18 protein-coding genes and 1 tRNA gene are annotated in these 18,070 nt (G+C 46.4%); 11 read left to right on the forward strand and 8 right to left on the reverse strand.

What is annotated here, in order from left to right:
* The first annotated feature begins 73 nt into the window (after positions 1–73).
* Both AC5JR3_RS07585 and AC5JR3_RS07590 read left to right on the forward strand, forming a co-directional pair.
* Positions 74–439, forward strand: a complete 366-nt coding sequence (locus AC5JR3_RS07585) for a DUF2834 domain-containing protein (protein ID WP_495844563.1) — start codon at positions 74–76, stop codon at positions 437–439.
* A 262-nt stretch (positions 440–701) separates the two neighbouring features.
* On the forward strand, positions 702–2,675 hold the full coding sequence (locus AC5JR3_RS07590) for a heavy metal translocating P-type ATPase (RefSeq protein WP_495844565.1): 1,974 nt from the start codon (positions 702–704) through the stop codon (positions 2,673–2,675).
* A 116-nt stretch (positions 2,676–2,791) separates the two neighbouring features.
* Here the strand turns inward: AC5JR3_RS07590 and AC5JR3_RS07595 are convergent, their stop codons facing one another.
* The 3 genes from AC5JR3_RS07595 to AC5JR3_RS07605 all read right to left on the reverse strand — a co-directional run bounded on the left by AC5JR3_RS07595 (position 2,792) and on the right by AC5JR3_RS07605 (position 8,026).
* Entirely contained in the window at positions 2,792–4,525 is a 1,734-nt protein-coding gene (locus AC5JR3_RS07595) for an ATP-dependent nuclease (RefSeq protein WP_495844567.1), read from the reverse strand.
* Entirely contained in the window at positions 4,522–5,547 is a 1,026-nt protein-coding gene (locus AC5JR3_RS07600) for a DNA cytosine methyltransferase (RefSeq protein ID WP_495844568.1), read from the reverse strand. The genes AC5JR3_RS07595 and AC5JR3_RS07600 overlap by 4 nt, the downstream gene beginning before the upstream one ends.
* A 556-nt stretch (positions 5,548–6,103) precedes the next feature.
* Complete coding sequence (locus AC5JR3_RS07605) at positions 6,104–8,026, reverse strand: iron uptake porin (protein ID WP_495844570.1); 1,923 nt, start codon at positions 8,024–8,026, stop codon at positions 6,104–6,106.
* A gap of 297 nt (positions 8,027–8,323) precedes the next feature.
* On the opposite strand from AC5JR3_RS07605, the gene AC5JR3_RS07610 reads away from it, so the two are divergent.
* The gene (locus AC5JR3_RS07610) at positions 8,324–9,247 is read left to right on the forward strand and encodes an alpha/beta fold hydrolase (protein ID WP_495844573.1); all 924 of its coding nucleotides are present in this window, start codon (positions 8,324–8,326) and stop codon (positions 9,245–9,247) included.
* Positions 9,248–9,334: 87 nt separating this feature from the next.
* Here the strand turns inward: AC5JR3_RS07610 and AC5JR3_RS07615 are convergent, their stop codons facing one another.
* Both AC5JR3_RS07615 and AC5JR3_RS07620 read right to left on the reverse strand, forming a co-directional pair.
* Positions 9,335–9,529, reverse strand: a complete 195-nt coding sequence (locus AC5JR3_RS07615) for a hypothetical protein (RefSeq protein ID WP_495844574.1) — start codon at positions 9,527–9,529, stop codon at positions 9,335–9,337.
* The gene (locus tag AC5JR3_RS07620) at positions 9,489–9,653 is read right to left on the reverse strand and encodes a metallothionein (protein WP_495844575.1); all 165 of its coding nucleotides are present in this window, start codon (positions 9,651–9,653) and stop codon (positions 9,489–9,491) included. Before AC5JR3_RS07620 ends, AC5JR3_RS07615 begins: the two co-directional genes overlap by 41 nt.
* A 140-nt stretch (positions 9,654–9,793) precedes the next feature.
* Between AC5JR3_RS07620 and AC5JR3_RS07625 the strand changes: the two genes are divergently transcribed.
* Positions 9,794–9,875: transfer RNA gene (locus tag AC5JR3_RS07625), tRNA-Leu, on the forward strand.
* Between the two features lie 137 nt (positions 9,876–10,012).
* On the opposite strand, the gene AC5JR3_RS07630 is transcribed toward AC5JR3_RS07625, so the two are convergent.
* Positions 10,013–10,366, reverse strand: a complete 354-nt coding sequence (locus tag AC5JR3_RS07630; RefSeq protein WP_495844577.1) for a phenylpyruvate tautomerase MIF-related protein — start codon at positions 10,364–10,366, stop codon at positions 10,013–10,015.
* 344 nt (positions 10,367–10,710) lie between these two features.
* On the opposite strand from AC5JR3_RS07630, the gene AC5JR3_RS07635 reads away from it, so the two are divergent.
* The 3 genes from AC5JR3_RS07635 (at position 10,711) to AC5JR3_RS07645 (ending at position 12,517) form a co-directional block, all read left to right on the forward strand.
* Positions 10,711–11,091 carry a cupin domain-containing protein gene (locus tag AC5JR3_RS07635; protein ID WP_495844579.1) on the forward strand — a complete coding sequence of 127 codons (381 nt, stop codon included), beginning with the start codon at positions 10,711–10,713 and terminating at the stop codon, positions 11,089–11,091.
* Positions 11,092–11,278: 187 nt separating this feature from the next.
* Entirely contained in the window at positions 11,279–11,686 is a 408-nt protein-coding gene (locus AC5JR3_RS07640; RefSeq protein WP_495844580.1) for a hypothetical protein, read from the forward strand.
* 129 nt (positions 11,687–11,815) lie between these two features.
* Entirely contained in the window at positions 11,816–12,517 is a 702-nt protein-coding gene (locus AC5JR3_RS07645; RefSeq protein WP_495844582.1) for a nuclease-related domain-containing protein, read from the forward strand.
* A gap of 18 nt (positions 12,518–12,535) precedes the next feature.
* Here AC5JR3_RS07645 and AC5JR3_RS07650 read toward each other — a convergent pair whose 3' ends face one another.
* Entirely contained in the window at positions 12,536–13,531 is a 996-nt protein-coding gene (locus AC5JR3_RS07650) for an LCP family protein (protein WP_495844584.1), read from the reverse strand.
* Positions 13,532–13,891: 360 nt separating this feature from the next.
* Between AC5JR3_RS07650 and AC5JR3_RS07655 the strand changes: the two genes are divergently transcribed.
* Positions 13,892–14,671, forward strand: coding sequence for a carbonic anhydrase (locus AC5JR3_RS07655; RefSeq protein WP_495844586.1), 780 nt, complete (start codon positions 13,892–13,894; stop codon positions 14,669–14,671).
* A 50-nt stretch (positions 14,672–14,721) separates the two neighbouring features.
* Positions 14,722–15,834 carry a CPCC family cysteine-rich protein gene (locus AC5JR3_RS07660; RefSeq protein ID WP_495844588.1) on the forward strand — a complete coding sequence of 371 codons (1,113 nt, stop codon included), beginning with the start codon at positions 14,722–14,724 and terminating at the stop codon, positions 15,832–15,834.
* Positions 15,835–16,014: 180 nt separating this feature from the next.
* Here the strand turns inward: AC5JR3_RS07660 and AC5JR3_RS07665 are convergent, their stop codons facing one another.
* Positions 16,015–16,200, reverse strand: a complete 186-nt coding sequence (locus tag AC5JR3_RS07665) for a ribbon-helix-helix domain-containing protein (RefSeq protein ID WP_495844590.1) — start codon at positions 16,198–16,200, stop codon at positions 16,015–16,017.
* Positions 16,201–16,320: 120 nt separating this feature from the next.
* On the opposite strand from AC5JR3_RS07665, the gene map reads away from it, so the two are divergent.
* Complete coding sequence (gene map, locus AC5JR3_RS07670) at positions 16,321–17,145, forward strand: type I methionyl aminopeptidase (protein ID WP_495844592.1); 825 nt, start codon at positions 16,321–16,323, stop codon at positions 17,143–17,145.
* A gap of 240 nt (positions 17,146–17,385) precedes the next feature.
* A complete protein-coding gene (locus AC5JR3_RS07675; RefSeq protein WP_495844594.1) occupies positions 17,386–18,057 on the forward strand; it encodes a glutathione S-transferase in 672 nt (223 codons plus the stop codon).
* The last annotated feature ends 13 nt before the right edge of the window (positions 18,058–18,070 follow it).

Here is an 18,070-nt window from a genome sequence, read left to right on the forward strand (position 1 = left end):
CTGTTGACCTTTATTCAAGGCGAATAAAACTTCTACTCATTGCTCCCATTCAACCCATTAACAACGAGCAACCATGCTGAAATCAACTCAAGTATCAACAACAGTTCCATTTGGCTCAATGAAGCCTTTATACCTACTGCTCACGATCGCTGGCTCGATTGCTCCCTGGTTCTGGCTACTTCAAGCTCCATCAGCTTTGCTTTCTCCCACATTATTTCTACAACACGCATTTGCTAATAATATTGCAACTGCATTAACAACAGATTTGTTGATTTCGGCGATCGCTTTCTTTTGCTTTGTTTGGATTGAATTGAGGCGATTGAATACTTCTGGCTCCTGGCTCATTTTGTATATTGGCTTAACCTTTGGTGTTGGGCTTTCCTGCTCTCTACCGTTCTTTCTATATCGTCGAGAGTATCTGCTTGAGCGTGCAGGCTAGGTGGTAATGCCCACCAACCTAAGCTGAATCTAGATCCCCGACTTCTTCAAGAAGTCGGGGATCTGAGCCACAAGTTTCCAGTGCCATTCAACCTAAGCTTCTTACTCACTTCCTACCACAGAGCAGCGATCGCTTATTCTCTCTTCTTTCTTCCTTCGCGTTCTTTGCGTCGCGTGCGGTTCATTTAAAACTTGAATACTTCGCCTTGACATTGACACTAATGTCAAGGTTTAGGGTGAGGGAGTCTCCTCCTTGAGCGATCATGACTCCCCAATCCCAAACCTTCTCAACCCCTAGCCTCCTCAAAGACCATCCCGATGCTGTCGCCGCCGTGACTTGCGGCATTTTAGTAATTTTGGGATGGTTAGCCCTCTACCTCAACTGGGTGGGCTTGGGCGTGCTGATTTTAGTCGCTGCCTATGTAATTGGCGGTTACGAAAGCACTCGTGAAGGACTAACTACCCTATTTGAAGAAAAACAACTTGATGTTGACTTATTGATGATTGTTGCTGCTTTGGGTGCGGCGGGTTTGGGATTGTGGCAGCAGGACTATTTCCTGATGGTGGATGGGGCAGTTTTGATTTTGATTTTTGCAATTAGCGGTGCCCTCGAAGGCTACGCCATGCAGCGGACGGAACGCAATATCCGCAGCTTGATGGACTTAGCCCCCGATACAGCACGAGTAATCCGCCAAGATCAGGAAGAGGAAATTTCTATAAGTCAACTGCAAGTTGGGGACAAGGTTGTCGTTAAGCCGGGAGAGCTGATTCCTACCGATGCGCTGATCGTTTCTGGTAGCAGCACCCTGAATGAAGCGTCAATCACAGGTGAATCGATGCCTGTTGAGAAAACGGCGGGGGAGGAAGTTTTTGCTGGCACGATTAATGGCAATGGGGTATTAACCCTCAAGGTGCATCAACCGCCGGAAAGTAGCTTGATTCAGCGCGTCATTCAGTTGGTGAAACAAGCTCAAACCGAAGCGCCTCCTTCCCAATTATTTATCGAACGCTTTGAGCGAGGCTACGCCCAAGTTATCGTTGTTGTCGGGATATTACTTGCCGTATTGCCCCCGATCTTGTTGGCTTGGGATTGGGAAACAACGATTTATCGAGCGTTAATTTTTCTCGTTGTTGCCTCGCCTTGTGCCTTGGTAGCCGCAATTATGCCGACGTTGCTATCGGGGATTGCTCATGGGGCAAGAGAAGGAATTTTGTTTAAGACGGGGGCGCAGTTGGAGATGATCGGGAGAGTAAAAGCGATCGCCTTTGACAAAACAGGCACCCTCACCACAGGTAAACCCCAAGTCGTCAAAATTATCCCCACCCCTGGACAAACGGAAAATCAGGTATTACAAATTGCCGCTGCCCTAGAAGCCTACTCCGAGCATCCCATTGGAGAGGCGATCGCTCAAGCTGCCCAACGTCAGCAACTCCTACTTTCCCCAGTAGATCGCGTTAAAGCCGAAGTAGGTCAAGGCATCAGCGGCGAAGTCGAGCAGAAATTTACCTTAGTCGGCAAAGCTGCCTTCGTTGCTACTTCCATCCAGAAATCCCCCGTACTCACTACCCAGCGCCAGAACACTGCTTCCGGCTATGATGCTGTACCCCTACCACTACAGGCTCAAGCCCAAGAGTTAGAAGCAGAGGGAAAAACCGTAATTTGGGTAGCGCAAGCGGGAGAAATTTTGGGAATTATAGCGATCGCTGACACCATTCGCCCTAGTGCTATCCCCGCAATTGAGCGCTTAAAACAGCTCGGCATCAAAGAAATTGTTCTACTAACTGGGGATAACCAGCGTACTGCCCATAGCATTGCCCAATCCTTGGGAGTGGATCGCGTTTATGCCGAGCTGCTGCCCGAAGATAAAGTCAGCGCCATCCGTCGCTTGCAGCAACAATACAAAAACGTCGCCATGGTGGGAGACGGCATCAATGACGCCCCTGCCCTTGCTCAAGCCTCTGTCGGCATTGCCATGGGAATCGCCGGGAGCGATGTTGCTCTGGAAACGGCTGATATTGTGTTAATGGCAGACCGTTTGGAAAAACTCGAACAAGCCATTCGCTTAGGACGCCGTTCTCAACGCATCGTTAAGCAAAACATCGCCTTTGCCCTAAGCTTCATATTCCTATTGCTCATCGCCAACTTTACAGGCAACATCAACATGCCTTTAGCCGTAATTGGACATGAAGGGTCTACGGTTTTAGTGATACTCAGCGGTTTACGACTGCTGCGATGATATTGTTTGGAACTGGGAAATTTAATGAACCGTATTCAACTTTAACGTATAGATAATTAATGTCGGGTGAGCAGTGCTGGTATAACGTACTGAGAGTGGGTTAGGGGAGATCTCCCTTAAACGGTGGCAGATCGAATCTGCCGAATAACTTCTATAAGATCTTTTTTACGCTGGCTTTCGCCTCTCAGTAGTTGAGCCAAGAGACTCTTGAAAACTGTATCAGCATCAAAACCGGGAATCTCCTCTGCAAGTAGGTGAAGGCGCTGTTTGAGGTTCTGCTCTTGTGAAACTTCGTCAGGTAGCTCTTTACCTAAAAGTTCTTTGGCTGCATCTTCTTCCCAAACGAGGGTCTCAGGAGTTAGCTCAGGTAAAAAATAGACAGATTCTCTTAAGAAACGAATGTAGCGTGTCATCTCGTCTGCATTTACCAAATCAAGATCAGGACCTTTTTGATTATTTCCCCGTGTAAGCTCCTGAATCAGTTTCTTTAGGTCACTTTCTCCTTGGGGAAGTTCCCCCTCTTTAGGAATAGGCTTTTTAGGTTCATGGTCTCCATCAAAAATAACAAATACGTCTTTCCTCTCGCAGTTTGCATAGCTTTGAATATCACGATATATGCGTGAAGTTCCGCCTTCTCGAACCAAAACCTTAAACTCACTTAAAGCATGACTCGACGCTAGCTTTAAAGCTGAAACAACGATGTGTTTTGCTCGCTCATCTTCAACCAGAATAGTTTTTCCAGGTGGGAGAGTACCAATTTCATGTAATGCCTCGTCTGCTGAGAGATCGGTTCTCACTGTCACAGAGCCATCTGGTTCACGAACTAGTACTCGGATTGCTTTCTGAGGGAGATTTTTTGCGAGATAGATAGAATGTGTTGCCATCACAACCTGAAGGGACTTCCGCACAGCCTGATGTGCGATAAATTCTAGCATTCGTTGTTGGGCACGGGGATGAAGCGACGTTTCAGGCTCATCTAGGAGCATCAAAGATCTTTCTGGAGCCTGCAATATATTATGTACAAGCAGCGCAGCAGCTGACTCACCACTGCCAGCAAATGCGTCCGAATACCCATTAAACTGATTTGTCTCGAACAGTATTGTCCAGCCTTCATGTCCGTGAAATAGTGAGTGTTTCAGCACCCTTCCACTAACGTAATCCCGCTCAAGAATGTATTTCAGGACTTCCAACTCTTCGGTAGTTAGTGCAATACCCTCCTCCTCAATTGCCTTTCTTAACCGTCTTGAACGTTGTCTAAGATAGTCCTGCTTGCGATACTCTCTGCGTAGCTTTCCTCGGCCTTTTGCAGAACGGACAAGAACCGCAAGATGCTTTGGATCAGGAAAGTAGAAGTATTTATCAAAAGCGGGCAACTCGCCCCGGAAGTCCAAGTGTGTAACTTTGATTTTAATAGGACTAATTCGAGTGCCACTATCAGAGAACCCATATACTTGGCTCTGTTTAACAGCCTCCCAATAATCGGGGTCTTTAGGTCCGCGTGGAGCGCGAGCCTTAATACACTCAACAATATCGCCATTATCTTTACGATATCGGTGAACAACGCTCTGTTTAAGTCCATTACGTTCCGAGGGAATTGCATCAAGCTCTGTCTCAAACCAGAAATCTGCAATAGTTTGACCGCTTGGGCTACCGTACAGAGCATGAAGAATGGAACTCTTGTTCGTCCCATTACGACCAAGCAGAACTGTGATTGGAAAGTCAAATGGTAGCTCGCTGTCACACCGAAGATTCCGATAGTTGGGGAAGCGAAGGCTGCAAATATAGGAGGTTTTACTTTCAAGTGCCCTAACACTCTTTTGGAGATCATCTACCGGTTTTTTCTTACTCATCCTGACAACTCACGGCTGATGATTCTTGCAATTGGTCTAATCATATCTGGGGGGAAAGCATTCCCAATTTGGGATGCAACATGCTCTTTACCTCGATCAAGGCAGAACTGATAGGCTAGGGGAAATGTCTGTAACAGTGCAGCTTCTCGAAGTGTTATAGCTCTATTCTCTTCGGGATGAAGAAACCGACCCCTGGACGGATTATTACACCCACTAGTAATAGTCGGTGAGACATCATCCCATGCCATTCGACCATAAACATCCTTAAACCCGTCAATGCGTGTATGGCAGGCGCATTGTAATTCGGGTGAGATATCAAGGCGACTACCACCATTTTTAGGTGTCGCTTTGATTCTCGTCATCATAGCTGGTGTTCGCTTTTCAGGAATGTCGTGAAGTATATCTCCACTAATTCCCGCTGGTGCAAGATGACCGATAGCGTCTCTAACAGTCCTACGTTCGCAGTGATAGCTTGACCAACTTGAGGGAATTTCGCTCCCCTTCAATGCAACAAGGATTAACCGCTTACGCCGCTGTGGTACACCAAAGTCAGATGCATTGAGAACTGCATATGTAGATTGATACCCTGCTTTTTTCAAACCAAGTCGGAAGTTAGTAAAGTGCTGATCATCTGCTAAACCAGGAACATTTTCTACGATGACTGCGCGAGGGCGTATCGATCTTACCAGTCGTAGCATCTCAATAATGAGTTCTTTGCTCGGATCGTTTAACTGTTGCTTCCGACGCCGCGTACGAAGTGTGGAAAAAGCCTGACATGGTGGGCAACCAGTTAACAAGTCCAATTCACCAGGAGCAAGTCCTGCTTGCTTAAGCAGCTGAGAATCAGTTACGCGCCGAATATCATCGACTATGACATTCGTACTTTGATGGTTGAGGCTATAACTTTTCGCTGATACCGGATCAATCTCTACCGCAGCATTCACCTGGAATCCCTCTGCCGTAAGTCCGCAGCTAAGTCCCCCTGCACCAGCAAAAAGGTCGATAGATGTTAATAATGTCATTACTTTATGTTGTCACGATCAGATGTCCTCTGCAATCCCCACTCTGCAATTAGGCAAGCAGCATTATCCTAAATAGATATTAATTTAGGATGCCCAATAAAATGGTGAATTGGTTTGCAGAAACTTACCTTAATAAGAGCGGCGATTGCACTAATTTTTAATAGAATTTTATTAGGTCTCACCTATACATAAAATGCCCATATCTCCTCATTATTAACAGCTATTGAAGCTACGTGACCTCTATAGATAACTTTGCAGTAGGTTTTACTTTGAGTCTCAATAGATGAGTCAGGTGAACAGCCCCCACCGATAACCTTGCAGGCTAACTTGTAATGAGATTGATTCTACTCTCTCAGCTCGACTTTATCCGTCAGGCAGCAACCAGACAGAGTAAGCCAGCTCAACAGAAGGCTCGTAGGGCATTAACAGTGTCTGTCCACCAGACATCAGCGTAAAAAATTAAAGGTCTGAGGGCTGAAGCCCTTACTACGAAACACTTTAATCTTCTTACATTGCTTCACACAGTTTGATTTATTCCCACCTATTTATTTAGTTTCTAGAAACTAAATGTTGTGCGAATCGCACCAATCACAATGTCATCGTTTTGATTATTGAACCCCGGTGCGGTAATCCAAATTACCCCAGGCGTAATCAAGATGTTATCGGTGAGCCGATACTGGTAAAACGCTTCGATGTGGAAGGAAGTATCGTCATTTGCACTGATATTTGGTGGGGTAACGCCTTGAGCCGCTAACTGGGCAATAGTAGAGGCTGGCACGGTGATATCAGTGTCAGTGAGTTTCGGCTCCACCCCAAAGACAATCCCTGCCAGATTTCCTTCTTTACCTAAATCTGGGAATGCCAGTGTCACCGCATAGTTAAAGGTGCTAGTGTCACCCCGGTTAACTAGTCCCCCCAAGGTGGAGAGCAAGCGCGTCGTGGTGTAGCCTGCCCAACCACCGACGACAAACCTGTCACTGAGTTGCCAGGAGAGTTCTACGCCGTAGGAATTACTGCTGGTGGGAACGTCCTGGGTTGGCAAACTCAAACTCTGGAAGAAAGCGTCATCAAAAATGGAAAAACTGGAACGACTACTCCCTGTCCCCGTATCATCAGCGTTGTAGGAGTTGATGTAAGTTAAACCAAGATTCAAGCGTTCGGTCGGCTTAATCACCAATTGCGCTAAGGCACTGTAGGGGCCATCAAACAAGCCTGTTCCAGGGGAAGGGTTGTTGGCTTCACCTGCTAAATAGCCCAAGCTAAGTTCCAAAGCGTCACTGATTTCACTTCTAATGCCAATTCCCGCACCATCACCTAAGTAATAAATCGGGTTGCGCGTACCAAAGGCAGACAATGCACCACTAGCTCCGTCTCCATCGAGGAAGTTAACTGTGCTGGCAAAGTCATCGAAAGCCCCGCCCTGGGCAGCCACTACAACCTGCGTGCGATCGCTAATTGGAAAGCTATACAACAAAACTTCTAAACCGAGATCATTATCTTCCGGTTGGGCAAAGGCAAACTCCCCTTCCCGCGTTCCCGTAACCCCGGCAAACTCAGGAAAGTTACCCGTTGCTAGTCGCGTGCGGAGTAAATCTTGACCTGTAAAGCTCGTTTCCAAATTCAAACGGGTTCGGTTGCCCAGTACTGTTGTTTCTTGAATCTCACCACCATCGGCACTCTCTCCCGTGAAGATACTTGCCACTCCAAAGATGACTTCACCTGCGAGCTTAGTAGTGGTAGAAAACTGATTGTCTTCTAAAAACGCCACCCGACCATCCAAGTTATCAACGCGAGTTCCTAGAGTTGCCAACTCCACTTCAAACTCTTGTACCAGCCGTTGCAGGGTTTCTAAATCATCACGAGTAACAAAATCAGCCGTAGAAGCAGCAATCAAACGCTCAATCTGGTTTAAGCAAGCATTCAAACCCGCCGCAAACTCAAACCGGGTCGTAGCGCGATTACCTCGGAAGGTGCCATCGGGATAACCAACAATACAGCCGTAGCGTTCTACGAGTTCCCGCAGGGCTTCAAACGCCCAGTCTCCGGGAGAAACATCCCGTAGTTGAGAGACGTTGGTAACTTGGTCAAGAGCGTTATCTTCACTGTTATAGCGGTTGATTTGCTCTAATACGCTGGCATCATCCGTCAAGGGTGCAGACTCTTCAATGGGGTTAGACGCGACTGGCTCATCCTGGCTTTCTGGCAGTGCGACCTCAGTGATATCAAGTCTGGAGAATTGTCCATCCTTATCCCCCATTCTTTCTAAGTCCACCCGGAGGGGTGCCACAGCTGGAGTGTGCTCAATCGGATTTGATCGGACTGCCTCAACGCTTGTATTAGTAGCAGAAATTGTTGCCGTTGAAAGCTGATTTGCTTGGGGAATCGAGGTGGTTTCTGTCGCGATCGCACTGGCACCGAACAAGAGCGTTGTACCCAAAACAGTTGGGCTAATCAGCCTAAATCTCATGGTTCTAGACATGCTTAAATTTCCTCACACCCATTAATTAAGGTTTAAAGAGCGTTAAATTCTTTAAACGTTTTTGAAAACGAGAATCATTCTAAAATACGATTTAGATTTGCTCTGAGTCAACAAAAATCCGACTCAGATGCAAAAACTTTGTCGCGTCTAGCTTACAGCAAGTCAAGCCGCAACTGTAGTTAGGCAGATTACTGAAAGACAGCGATCGCATCTACAACAGGCGGCTCTAATGGTTCTCCCTTCAGACGTGACCGAGAGAATATAGAAGCATAACGATTTTTATTCAAACGAAAATAGATGATTGCTCAATCAACTTCTACAAACTCCACCCCGACGCAGCTTAATATCGGGGGCATTGTACAAAAATACCTTTGGAATTGGCAAGGAAAACCGTTAGCCGTTGCTTACGAAACTCTAGGGGAAGGAAACCCCGTATTACTACTGCCAGCTTTGAGTAGCGTCTCCACAAGAGGCGAAATGCGCGATATCGCCAAACGCCTATCGTCTCAATTTCAGGTCGTGGCTCTAGATTGGCCCGGTTTTGGAGAATCGGATCGTCCGCCTCTGGAGTATCGCGGGGAGTTGTACCAGCAGTTTTTAGAAGATTTTGTTGGCGATATCTTCCACCGCCCGATTGCCATCATGGCGGCAGGTCATGGGGCGGGGTACGTCATGCAACTAGCCCACAAAATGCCGCAAGCCGTGAGCCGGATTGTCTTGTCAGCACCAACCTGGCGCGGCCCCTTGCCAACGATGGGGGCTAATCAGCAGGTGGCTGGTGCAGTCAGAGGAATTGTGCGATCGCCTATTCTCGGTCAAACCCTCTACCAACTCAACACAACGTCCTCATTTCTCCGCACCATGTACAAGGGTCACGTCTACGCCGAAGATACCCTCCTAACCCCAGACTTCATTACCCAGAAGCGAGAAACCACGCAACAACCCGGTGCTAGATACGCCTCTGCTGCCTTCGTTACAGGCGCACTCGACCCCGTTCGCGAGGCGTCAGAGTTTCGCGCTTGGTTTCAGCCCGCCCCTGTCCCCGTGATGGTAGTCATCGGGGAAAATGCTCCCCCGAAGTCGCGCTCAGAAATGACAGCCGTAGCCGATTTGCCCGGAATTGAGAGGCGATCGCTCCCTGGTGCGTTAGGGTTGCACGAAGAGTACTCCGCCGAGTTAGTTGAAGTGGCTTTGCCCTTCTTAGCCGCCGCCGCACAGTAACTTGTTGGGTGGGCATTGCTCATCAAGACTTTGATTTTTCTGCTGAATTATTCAGCAATTTTTGGCATAGCTCTTGGGTTTTTAACATCAGCGGCGGCGGCTCAAGATTCCAACAACAGCGATGTGATTATCGGTACAGTCAGAACAACGTTCACGTTTTAAAGTAATTTCCCTCACCGCCGTGACTTGAGACTTTGGCAGTGAGGGAAATAATCCGTTGATTAGGTTTGGCGATCGCCCCTTAGGAGCACTCACAACCTGTATGACCGCAGCCTGAACCATCGGTATGACCGTTCGCACAAGCTTCAGAGCAGTAATTTTTGTTGTCTTTTTGCACGGCATCATTGGTGGAAACCACGCACAGGCAGGACTCACAGGCACATTTCATTTCGGTAACGGTAGTCATAAAAATCTTCCTTTATCTGTTCTGTATTTACTTTAACACCTGAACAGATATTCATATATAAGCTTAATGCTTCTTTACATTTGAAAAACCTGTACGCAAGTGACAGCTTTGTTTGCTATGATAGCGATCGCGCAACAAACGCGGACGTGGCGGAATTGGCAGACGCGCTAGATTTAGGTTCTAGTACCGCAAGGTGTGAAGGTTCAAGTCCTTTCGTCCGCATCACTTAAAAAGATAAGGGTTCTAACTTCTGAGTAAGCTAGAACCCTTATCTATTAAACCCCTTGCATCTATCTCACATAAATTAAATTAGCCTGCGGATGCAGACTTTAGTCTGCCAGAACTAGCAGATGTGACAATCAACCAAACGTGGAGCCATTCCAACCCCACATAGAACCCTTGGCATCAGCAAACTCAATGTAAACCCGGTTAATCGGTACACCGAGATGCTCATTGATCACCTGGCAAAAGTCCTGACTCATTGCCTGGGTTTGGGCAGGACTCATGCTGCCAACGTTTTTGACTTCCACATAACATACAGGCTCCACAGTGCTACCAAAGGTCATTGCTACCTCAGGCTCAAACGCCGTCATCACATAAGATTCAGATTTGCCGAGATGCTTCGAGAGTTTGCCAGAAAGTAGGAGCAGCAGCCCCTCAACAGCCGTTGGTTCTGGAGCATCAACCGAAGTTTGGACTTTAATTAGAGGCATAGTAAGTGCGATCTCCTTTATCGTTCTAACCCGTTCGGTATCTCATCCCTGCGATCGAGTATAGGCGACGAGGAAAGCAGGTGGGGTTTTGTAGACAAGTTCCCATCAACGCAGCTTTCAGCAAAAGCTTGACCATTAGGAAGGGAAAAATACACAGTCAACCGTATATCCCAACGTTCCGAAACCCGATCTGTTAGTGCTCAGGGTCAAGTTGTTATGTTATCGCTGAGACAATTCTTTGAAACTAGCAGTGACACAATTGCCTGTAAGAAAACTTTCAAAGGTGGCTCTCAAGGACGGTACTGTTTATTCTTCCGTAGTCTATTTTCAATAGCGATACAAAGATGAGTACGACCAGGATATTCAACAGTTCTAATTTTTTCCAACCAACAGACGGGGAGCCGATTCGGTCGGTTGTTACGGAATCAAAGGATGCCGTTATTGTCGCTTGGTACATTCAGCCAGGTCAAGAAATCCCCGCACATATCCATCCTAATGGGCAGGATACCTGGACTGTTTTAAGCGGAAAGGGCGAATATTATTTGGACAAAGCAGGCAGTACCCAGCCGATTATCGCAGGAGATGTGGTAGTTGCTCATACCGGATGTGTGCATGGAGTATTCAACACTGGTGATCAGCCATTAGTCTTTATTTCAGTCGCGTCGCCGTCCGATGCTGGATATCAGCTTGTCTTGCCAGAAGATGCTTTGGCACTCCCGTCCTAACTAAGTAGGACATGTAAATAATTAAAGGTCTGTAATCAGGGCTTCAGCACTCAAAACAGAGCGCAAAATCTGACTGCGACCCCCTTAAAGTTTTGCGTTGCAACACAAAGTTTAATTTATTCTCGCTTATTTACTTCTTTAATTCATTTGACTGCCCTTTGCAATTTCCTTCAGAGCTTAGGTAAAAATGAAACAAGCACTTAGATATAAAGGGGCGATTAAATATTTTTATGAAATAAAATTAAATAAAGCGATTCTTTGGTGCTATTTAATTTGGTACATCGTAGTAGTTTATTTATATTTTGATCCTTCACTTAAAATCTGGATCAACTCAGTTGGTATAAGTGCTGTAGTCGGTACAGGTCTATTATTAAGTGTTTCTTCTAACAAGGCTGACAAGAAAGATAATTGGCAAACATTCAGATTATACCTGATGCCATTTTGTGTTTCAAGCTTTTCTGCTTTAATTAAAGACCACGAATTTATCGTATTTATATCACCAAAAATCAAAGAAACACTGGCATTAGTATTGTGCTGTATTCTATTTTTATCAGTTGTTTTAGTAATTAAGTCAATTAAGAAGAAAATTGCTTGATGAAATGTGGAAATCTGCAAACAGTAACAGGCTAAATAGTTTTTAGCCCTGATTGTTCTGCCATAGCAATTTGTAAAGTAGTTCTGGGTATTCTTACAAAAGCCTCATCAGACTCTTGAATAAATACCTATGGCAAAATCAAGCCGTCAAGCTGGACAAAATATTCGTAAACTGGCAGTAAAAAGACGAGCAAAGGCTATTCTTTCTTTTGTCTCAGCAGGGTTAGTCGTCTTCTTTCCATTTTTTTTGTTCAAGGCTTTCGAGAGCTTTTTGAAAGATATTCCTTCTCTAAATCCCTCTCAGCCGCAACTATTGTTAAAAATACCACTCATTCTCTATGCATTTCTCGTCATTGTTGCTTTGGGGATGGTATCAAATGGTGTTTTCTTAGGGAAACGAGCCAATCATGCTGATCAAGGTGCTAAAGGTGAGGAAGATACGGCTCAAGAAATATTTCAACTAGAGCAAGGGGGCTGGCAAGTTGAGTACGGTATGCGTTTAGGTAATCGATTAGGAGATGCTGATATTGTTTGTATCTCTCCCCAAAACAAAGCTTATGTGATCGATGTCAAGTCACATCGAGGTGAAGTAACAACAGATGGAAAACAGTTGTATCGGCGTATGGGAAAGACAAGTTATCCCTACGAAAAAAATTTTCTTGATCAAGCCATGAAACAAGCTTTGCAAGTGAAGAAGCAAAAGAACTTGAGTTTTGTGACTCCGATTGTGGCTTTTTCTGATGCTAAAGTTTCGGTTCCGGCTGGGAAACTACAGAAAGTATATGTAGTTGAGAAATCTAGGTTAGTAACACTTCTAAAATCTCTTGGCTAGTAGGTTTGCGTTTCCCTACTACCTTGGCAGAAAATACTGTTCTACCAATTGCTGAATACTGTACTCATCTGGTAGCCAGTAGCTGACGCCGTTCCTCGTTGCTGTACCGGGTAAGGTGAATAACTCTACCTCTTCGCGGTTAGTATTTGTCAAAAAGATACCCAGCGCCACCAGCTCATCTCCCTGCAAGTTGCTGTCTAGGTGTGACTCAACAACATTCAGAATTTGTGGTAATCTCAAGAGCAAGAGCGGATTTACCTTCTGTTCTAGCAGTGCCTGCATCACTAGTTGTTGCCGTCCAATGCGACCAATATCTGCTTGGCTGTCTTGGCGAAAGCGTAGCAATTGCAGCGTTTGCTCCCCATTCAAGTGCTGTCTTCCTGCTTTGAGGTCAATGTATAAATGTTGGGACTTATCAGTGTACTTCAGGTCTTCCGGTATATCTACCGTCACGCCTCCTAAAGCATCGATTAGTCGTTGCACCCCCATAACATTTACCCGCAGGTAGCGGTCAACCGGGATGTTGGAGAGGAGCTGGCTTACCCTTTGAGCGCTGTTCGCGGGGCCACCGGAGGCATTAGCCGCGTTAATCTTGCTCGCCCCTCGCTCAGTGACCACACGGGTATCGCGCGGAATTGAGAGAACCGTCAACTGCTGGGTTTGGGGGTCAAAGCGCAACAGCAGCATCACATCGGACAAACCGTTAAAGGCGTTAACCTGCGCCAGATAACCGGAATTTTGGGAGGCTTCGGGTGAGTTGGGGACATCAGAAGTTAGTACGCTCATCCCCATCACCAGGATATTAACGGGTCGAGACAACTCTGGGAATAGGCGATCGCGATCGATAAAGCGATCTTGAGCAAATGTCTCGATTTCTCTGACACTCAGAGGTTGTTTGAGTAGGGGAGCAGTTGCTTCTGAAAGCGCAAACAACACACCAATCGATGCTGATACGAGCACCACTCCACCGAAGCCGAATCCGAGCAATAACCGACGCCACCAATGAATTTTCACGTTTGGGAAAGGGTTCCACACAGAAACACTATATTTTTGCCTAATCAGTTGAGAAAGGGTTATCTAGGGCTTTAGATATCCTTTAATAAATTCACTCTCCTTAAGAGCCTTTACGTAAAACTCATTTATAAAACAGCACAATTAATCAGTAAAGCATGATTGCAGCGTTTTGTAGATGATTGGGATTAATTCGAGAGTGCTAACAGTTTAGGATGCGTTAGTAAGCACAATAATTTACAAAGTAACTCACAATAAAGTAACCAGAAAGACTAGATATTTATTACATCTGTATGAGAAGATAAAAAAATTATTAAGGTGACGATTAAGTTCACTGTAACTCAGAATAGGAAGTTGAAAGTTATGCAGCGAAGAACGATGCTTAAGCTCCTAGCAACTAGTGGTGCAGGAACTGTGCTTGGTTTAGGAGCTACTTCATTACGTTCTGCGATCGCACAAGAAGGTGGAATAGAGTGGGGTTATATTGGTGCTGAAGGTCCAGAGAATTGGAGTAGTTTATCTTCAACCTACAGCGCTTGTAGAGCTGGTTTACAGCAATCTCCCATCAATTTGCAAGGAGCTATCGAGGCTGAACTTCCTGATGTAGAAATTAGCTATAATTCAGTTCCGCTCAAGATTATCAATAATGGTCAAACTATTCAGGTAAATACGGTTCCGGGCAATCGCCTAATCATAAACGGGGAAGAATACGAACTGCTCCAGTTCCACTTCCATCATCCGAGCGAGCATACGGTTGAGGGAGAAGCCTACCCGATGGAAGCCCATTTCGTTCACCAAAACCGTAAGGGAGAGTTAGCCGTTTTGGGGGTACTTCTCAAAGAAGGAGCAGAGAATCAAGCCCTGATGCCAGTTTGGGCAGCCATACCTCAGCAAAAATCTCCGGAAAAGTCGATTAGTGGCACACAGATCGATCTGGCTCAAATGTTGCCTGTTGAACGTGACTCATTCCGTTATTTCGGTTCTTTGACGACTCCACCTTGCTCGGAAATTGTCCGTTGGATTGTTCTTGAGCAACCCGTTGAAGTATCGACCGCTCAAATTGAGAAGTTTAGTAAACTTTTTCCCCTCAATGCCAGACCTATTCAGCCGTTAAATCGGCGCTACTTGTTACGGTCTAGTTAAGGGATTCAGTGCGATAGTCTATATCTTACGAAAGCTAGATCGGCATCTCCATGTACTCTGTCCAAGCATATCCTTGTCTCTGTTGTGGTTACAAAACCCTCACTAAAGAGCCGCCAGGTAGTTATGAGATTTGCCCGATCTGTTTTTGGGAAGACTCTTTGGCTGATTGGTCTTGGCAACACGCAAGTTCTAATGGAATCGGATTAATCCAAGCACAGCGGAACTTTCTAGCCTTTGGGGCGTGCGATCGCCAATGGCTAGATTCTGTTAGGTGTCCAACTGAAGAGGAGGAGCGTAACCCAAATTGGCAAACAATTGAAGTCACGCTGCACGCAAAGTGGCACGAACTGCTCAATCAGTTTAATCCATCGGATTATACGTTATGGGTGTGGCTGCGATCGCGCATTGATGATGCCATGCTTGAAAAGATAGCAGCAGCTGACTATGGCATGGATTTTGAAAACTATCTGCGGGTACTCAAACGCGTTCGTGACGAACCATGGCAGTCAAATGAAGTGGTAGTTCGTCCATCTAAGGGAGAGGATCTAGTACCTGTTTGGTATCAGGCAGTAGAGGTTTTACAGTTGATGAGCTGGTCAAAGCCAGAGAATTTCCAACAAGATTCAGAGAAAACTATTGGACATCTAATGCGAGCGTTTTGCTGTGCCGTTTTGCTTAGAATGGCGATTGAACCGCAAAACATTGATACAGCGAACATTAATAATGAGCCAGAAACAATTATCCAATTGATTGCAAGTGTATTAAATCTGGGACAGGAGGCTTGCGAGTTTGCATTACAACTAATGTGCTGGCGGATGTTATCGCTACCCGTAGATAACGAAGAATGTCCTTTTTTTGCAATGGGTATTCTTTTGCTAGCGACTGCCCTCTATCGCTCAGAAAAAAAGGGATATCTGCTGCGCCAGTTGAGTGAATTGGTGCTTTCAGAAGAAGAACGCATCCGCATAGCGCTTGCAGAAGAATTCAGGGCAATCTCCCCACAATGGCTCTTGGGTCTCAGAGGGAGTGATTATATTACAGAGCTACGAGTTGACCAGTGGAAAAACATAGCGCAACAAGTACTACTTAATCCACCTGAACCACACCCACAAGAGGTTGCAGGATTATTAAGAGAAATTGGCACACGACTTGTTGAGGGTTAGAGACAAGTGAGGAACGTTGGATGAATTGAAGCGCTCGCTGATTCCCTACCTCGTTTCGTTGTTTCTGTTGAGGGTGCGATAGCCATGACCGAGTGACTTGAAAGGGCGATCGCGTTTTCCCTCACAAGCACTGAGCAACCTTTTGTGATGAGAGACTGGTGCTATCCTAAAACGCTATCTTCAACGCATATTCACGACTTTTGAAGGACTTTCCGGCTTTCGACGTTCTTGCAAAGCCCTATCGATTAGTTTGGCAACCATCCAGGAAACCGAACGTTCTTCCTCCTCTGCCCATTCTTCCAGTTCCTTTTTCCACTCGGAAGGAACATAGGCTACCACTCTATCTAAGTCTGTCTTTCCACCCATTCTAAGTGCCTGCTTCCACTGTTTTTCCCTATACCCAGCATACAAGCAAGGGGCTAAACCGTGTCGTGCTATGCTATGCTGTGCTAGCACGGTTTAGCATTAGGGAGAAAGAGTTTGGTCATGAACCATCAAAGCTTGCTTTCAATGACTGGAAATAATTTGCGATCGCCAACTCATCGGGGGATTGTCTTGCTCTCTGCTAGAGAATTGGACAAGATGCGCCGCGTTGGACAACTCGCTGCGGCTCTACTCAAGCATCTTGAACCAATGGTAAAACCCGGAGTCAGCACCCAAGCGTTAAATGATGAAGCAGAGCGTTGGATGCAAGCTAACGGTGCAATCAGCGCCACACGGGGCTACGCACCTCCCGGTTATCCCCCTTTCATGGGTGCAATTTGCACCAGTGTCAACGAGGTTGTCTGTCATGGAATTCCTAACCCCAAACAGATCCTTAAAGACGGAGATATCATCAACATCGATGTGACTCCAATTCTAGATGGCTATCACGGTGACACTTCTAAAACGTTCCTGGTTGGCAACCCGTCAGCATCAGCCCGGAAACTGGTTGAGGTAACCCAAGAGTGCATGATGCGGGGAATTGCTGAAATTAAGCCGGGAGCAAGGGTTGGGGATATTGGTGCGGCAATTCAGGAATATGCCGAGGCGAATGGATTCTCAGTTGTGCGGGAGATGGTCGGGCATGGAGTTGGAAGGCAGTTTCATACAGAACCGTGGATTCCTCACTACGGTAAACGAGGCAGCGGTTTGAAATTGCGTGTAGGGATGGTCTTCACAGTCGAACCAATGCTAAATGAAGGAACCTGTGACATGAGGATTTTGCCTGACCGTTGGACTGTGATTACGAAAGACAAAAAACTCTCCGCTCAGTTTGAACACACCATTGCTGTAACAGAAGAAGGGGTGGAAATCCTGACTGTTTCATAAAGAGATGCGATCGCACCTCTTGTAGGGCGCATTAATAATGCCTTCTACAAGAGCAGTTTTGTTTAATATGATGTACAACTTCAAGGGTGAAGCACCAGTAAGCGAATCAGTCGATACTGACGAGCAAAAGATCCTGGTAGTAAATTCAAAGCCATCTACCGCCGCGTTACGCGCCTTAGCAATCTTACAGGCGAGTATTGCGCCATGCGACACTAGATATACAACTAAGAAAACCCTCTGATGATCATCGTCCACCATTTGAACAACTCCCGTTCCCAGCGCGTGCTCTGGCTGCTAGAGGAACTGGGACTAAAATATGAAATCAAGCGCTACGAGCGTGACCCGGAAACCCTGCTAGCACCAGCATCGCTGCACAAGGTGCATCCTCTCGGCAAGTCGCCAGTTATTACCGATGGTGCATTAACCTTGGCAGAGTCTGGCGCAATTATTGAGTACTTGGTCGAGCGCTATGGTGATGGAAAGCTCGCCCCCAGGGTTGGTACGCCAGAGCGGCTGCGATACACCTATTGGTTGCACTATGCAGAAGGCTCGGCTATGCCCCCTCTGGTGTTGAAGCTAATCTTTGATCAAATCGAGAAGCGACCAATGCCCTTTTTTGTGCGTCCTGTCGCCCGGTTGATCAGCAATCGCACTAAAAGCTCGTTCATTGAACCTGAGATCGCGCGGCACCTGAACTACATGGAGGCAGAGCTTGGGAAAAGTCAGTGGTTCGCTGGCAACGAGTTCACCGCAGCCGATGTTCAGATGAGCTTCCCTCTGGAGGCGGCAGCCGCGCGGACAGGTTTAGGTGCGAACCGACCGCAGCTTATAGACTTTCTCAATCGCATTCATAGGCGTCCGGCTTACCAGCGGGCGCTGGAACGTGGCGGTGCATACGAGCTTCTGTTCTAAAGGCGATCGCCAA

The organism is Kastovskya adunca (genome assembly GCF_059505785.1).

What these genes read in the sequence shown, in the direction of transcription:
- map (WP_495844592.1), top strand. Translation starts at nt 16,321, where the DNA reads ATGAACCATCAAAGCTTGCTTTCAATGACTGGAAATAATTTGCGATCG.
- AC5JR3_RS07665 (WP_495844590.1), bottom strand. Translation starts at nt 16,200, where the DNA reads ATGGGTGGAAAGACAGACTTAGATAGAGTGGTAGCCTATGTTCCTTCC.
- AC5JR3_RS07600 (WP_495844568.1), bottom strand. Translation starts at nt 5,547, where the DNA reads ATGACATTATTAACATCTATCGACCTTTTTGCTGGTGCAGGGGGACTT.
- AC5JR3_RS07590 (WP_495844565.1), top strand. Translation starts at nt 702, where the DNA reads ATGACTCCCCAATCCCAAACCTTCTCAACCCCTAGCCTCCTCAAAGAC.
- AC5JR3_RS07615 (WP_495844574.1), bottom strand. Translation starts at nt 9,529, where the DNA reads ATGGTTCAGGCTGCGGTCATACAGGTTGTGAGTGCTCCTAAGGGGCGA.
- AC5JR3_RS07660 (WP_495844588.1), top strand. Translation starts at nt 14,722, where the DNA reads ATGTACTCTGTCCAAGCATATCCTTGTCTCTGTTGTGGTTACAAAACC.
- AC5JR3_RS07655 (WP_495844586.1), top strand. Translation starts at nt 13,892, where the DNA reads ATGCAGCGAAGAACGATGCTTAAGCTCCTAGCAACTAGTGGTGCAGGA.
- AC5JR3_RS07585 (WP_495844563.1), top strand. Translation starts at nt 74, where the DNA reads ATGCTGAAATCAACTCAAGTATCAACAACAGTTCCATTTGGCTCAATG.
- AC5JR3_RS07675 (WP_495844594.1), top strand. Translation starts at nt 17,386, where the DNA reads ATGATCATCGTCCACCATTTGAACAACTCCCGTTCCCAGCGCGTGCTC.
- AC5JR3_RS07645 (WP_495844582.1), top strand. Translation starts at nt 11,816, where the DNA reads ATGGCAAAATCAAGCCGTCAAGCTGGACAAAATATTCGTAAACTGGCA.
- AC5JR3_RS07605 (WP_495844570.1), bottom strand. Translation starts at nt 8,026, where the DNA reads ATGTCTAGAACCATGAGATTTAGGCTGATTAGCCCAACTGTTTTGGGT.
- AC5JR3_RS07620 (WP_495844575.1), bottom strand. Translation starts at nt 9,653, where the DNA reads ATGACTACCGTTACCGAAATGAAATGTGCCTGTGAGTCCTGCCTGTGC.
- AC5JR3_RS07630 (WP_495844577.1), bottom strand. Translation starts at nt 10,366, where the DNA reads ATGCCTCTAATTAAAGTCCAAACTTCGGTTGATGCTCCAGAACCAACG.
- AC5JR3_RS07640 (WP_495844580.1), top strand. Translation starts at nt 11,279, where the DNA reads ATGAAACAAGCACTTAGATATAAAGGGGCGATTAAATATTTTTATGAA.
- AC5JR3_RS07635 (WP_495844579.1), top strand. Translation starts at nt 10,711, where the DNA reads ATGAGTACGACCAGGATATTCAACAGTTCTAATTTTTTCCAACCAACA.
- AC5JR3_RS07610 (WP_495844573.1), top strand. Translation starts at nt 8,324, where the DNA reads ATGATTGCTCAATCAACTTCTACAAACTCCACCCCGACGCAGCTTAAT.
- AC5JR3_RS07595 (WP_495844567.1), bottom strand. Translation starts at nt 4,525, where the DNA reads ATGAGTAAGAAAAAACCGGTAGATGATCTCCAAAAGAGTGTTAGGGCA.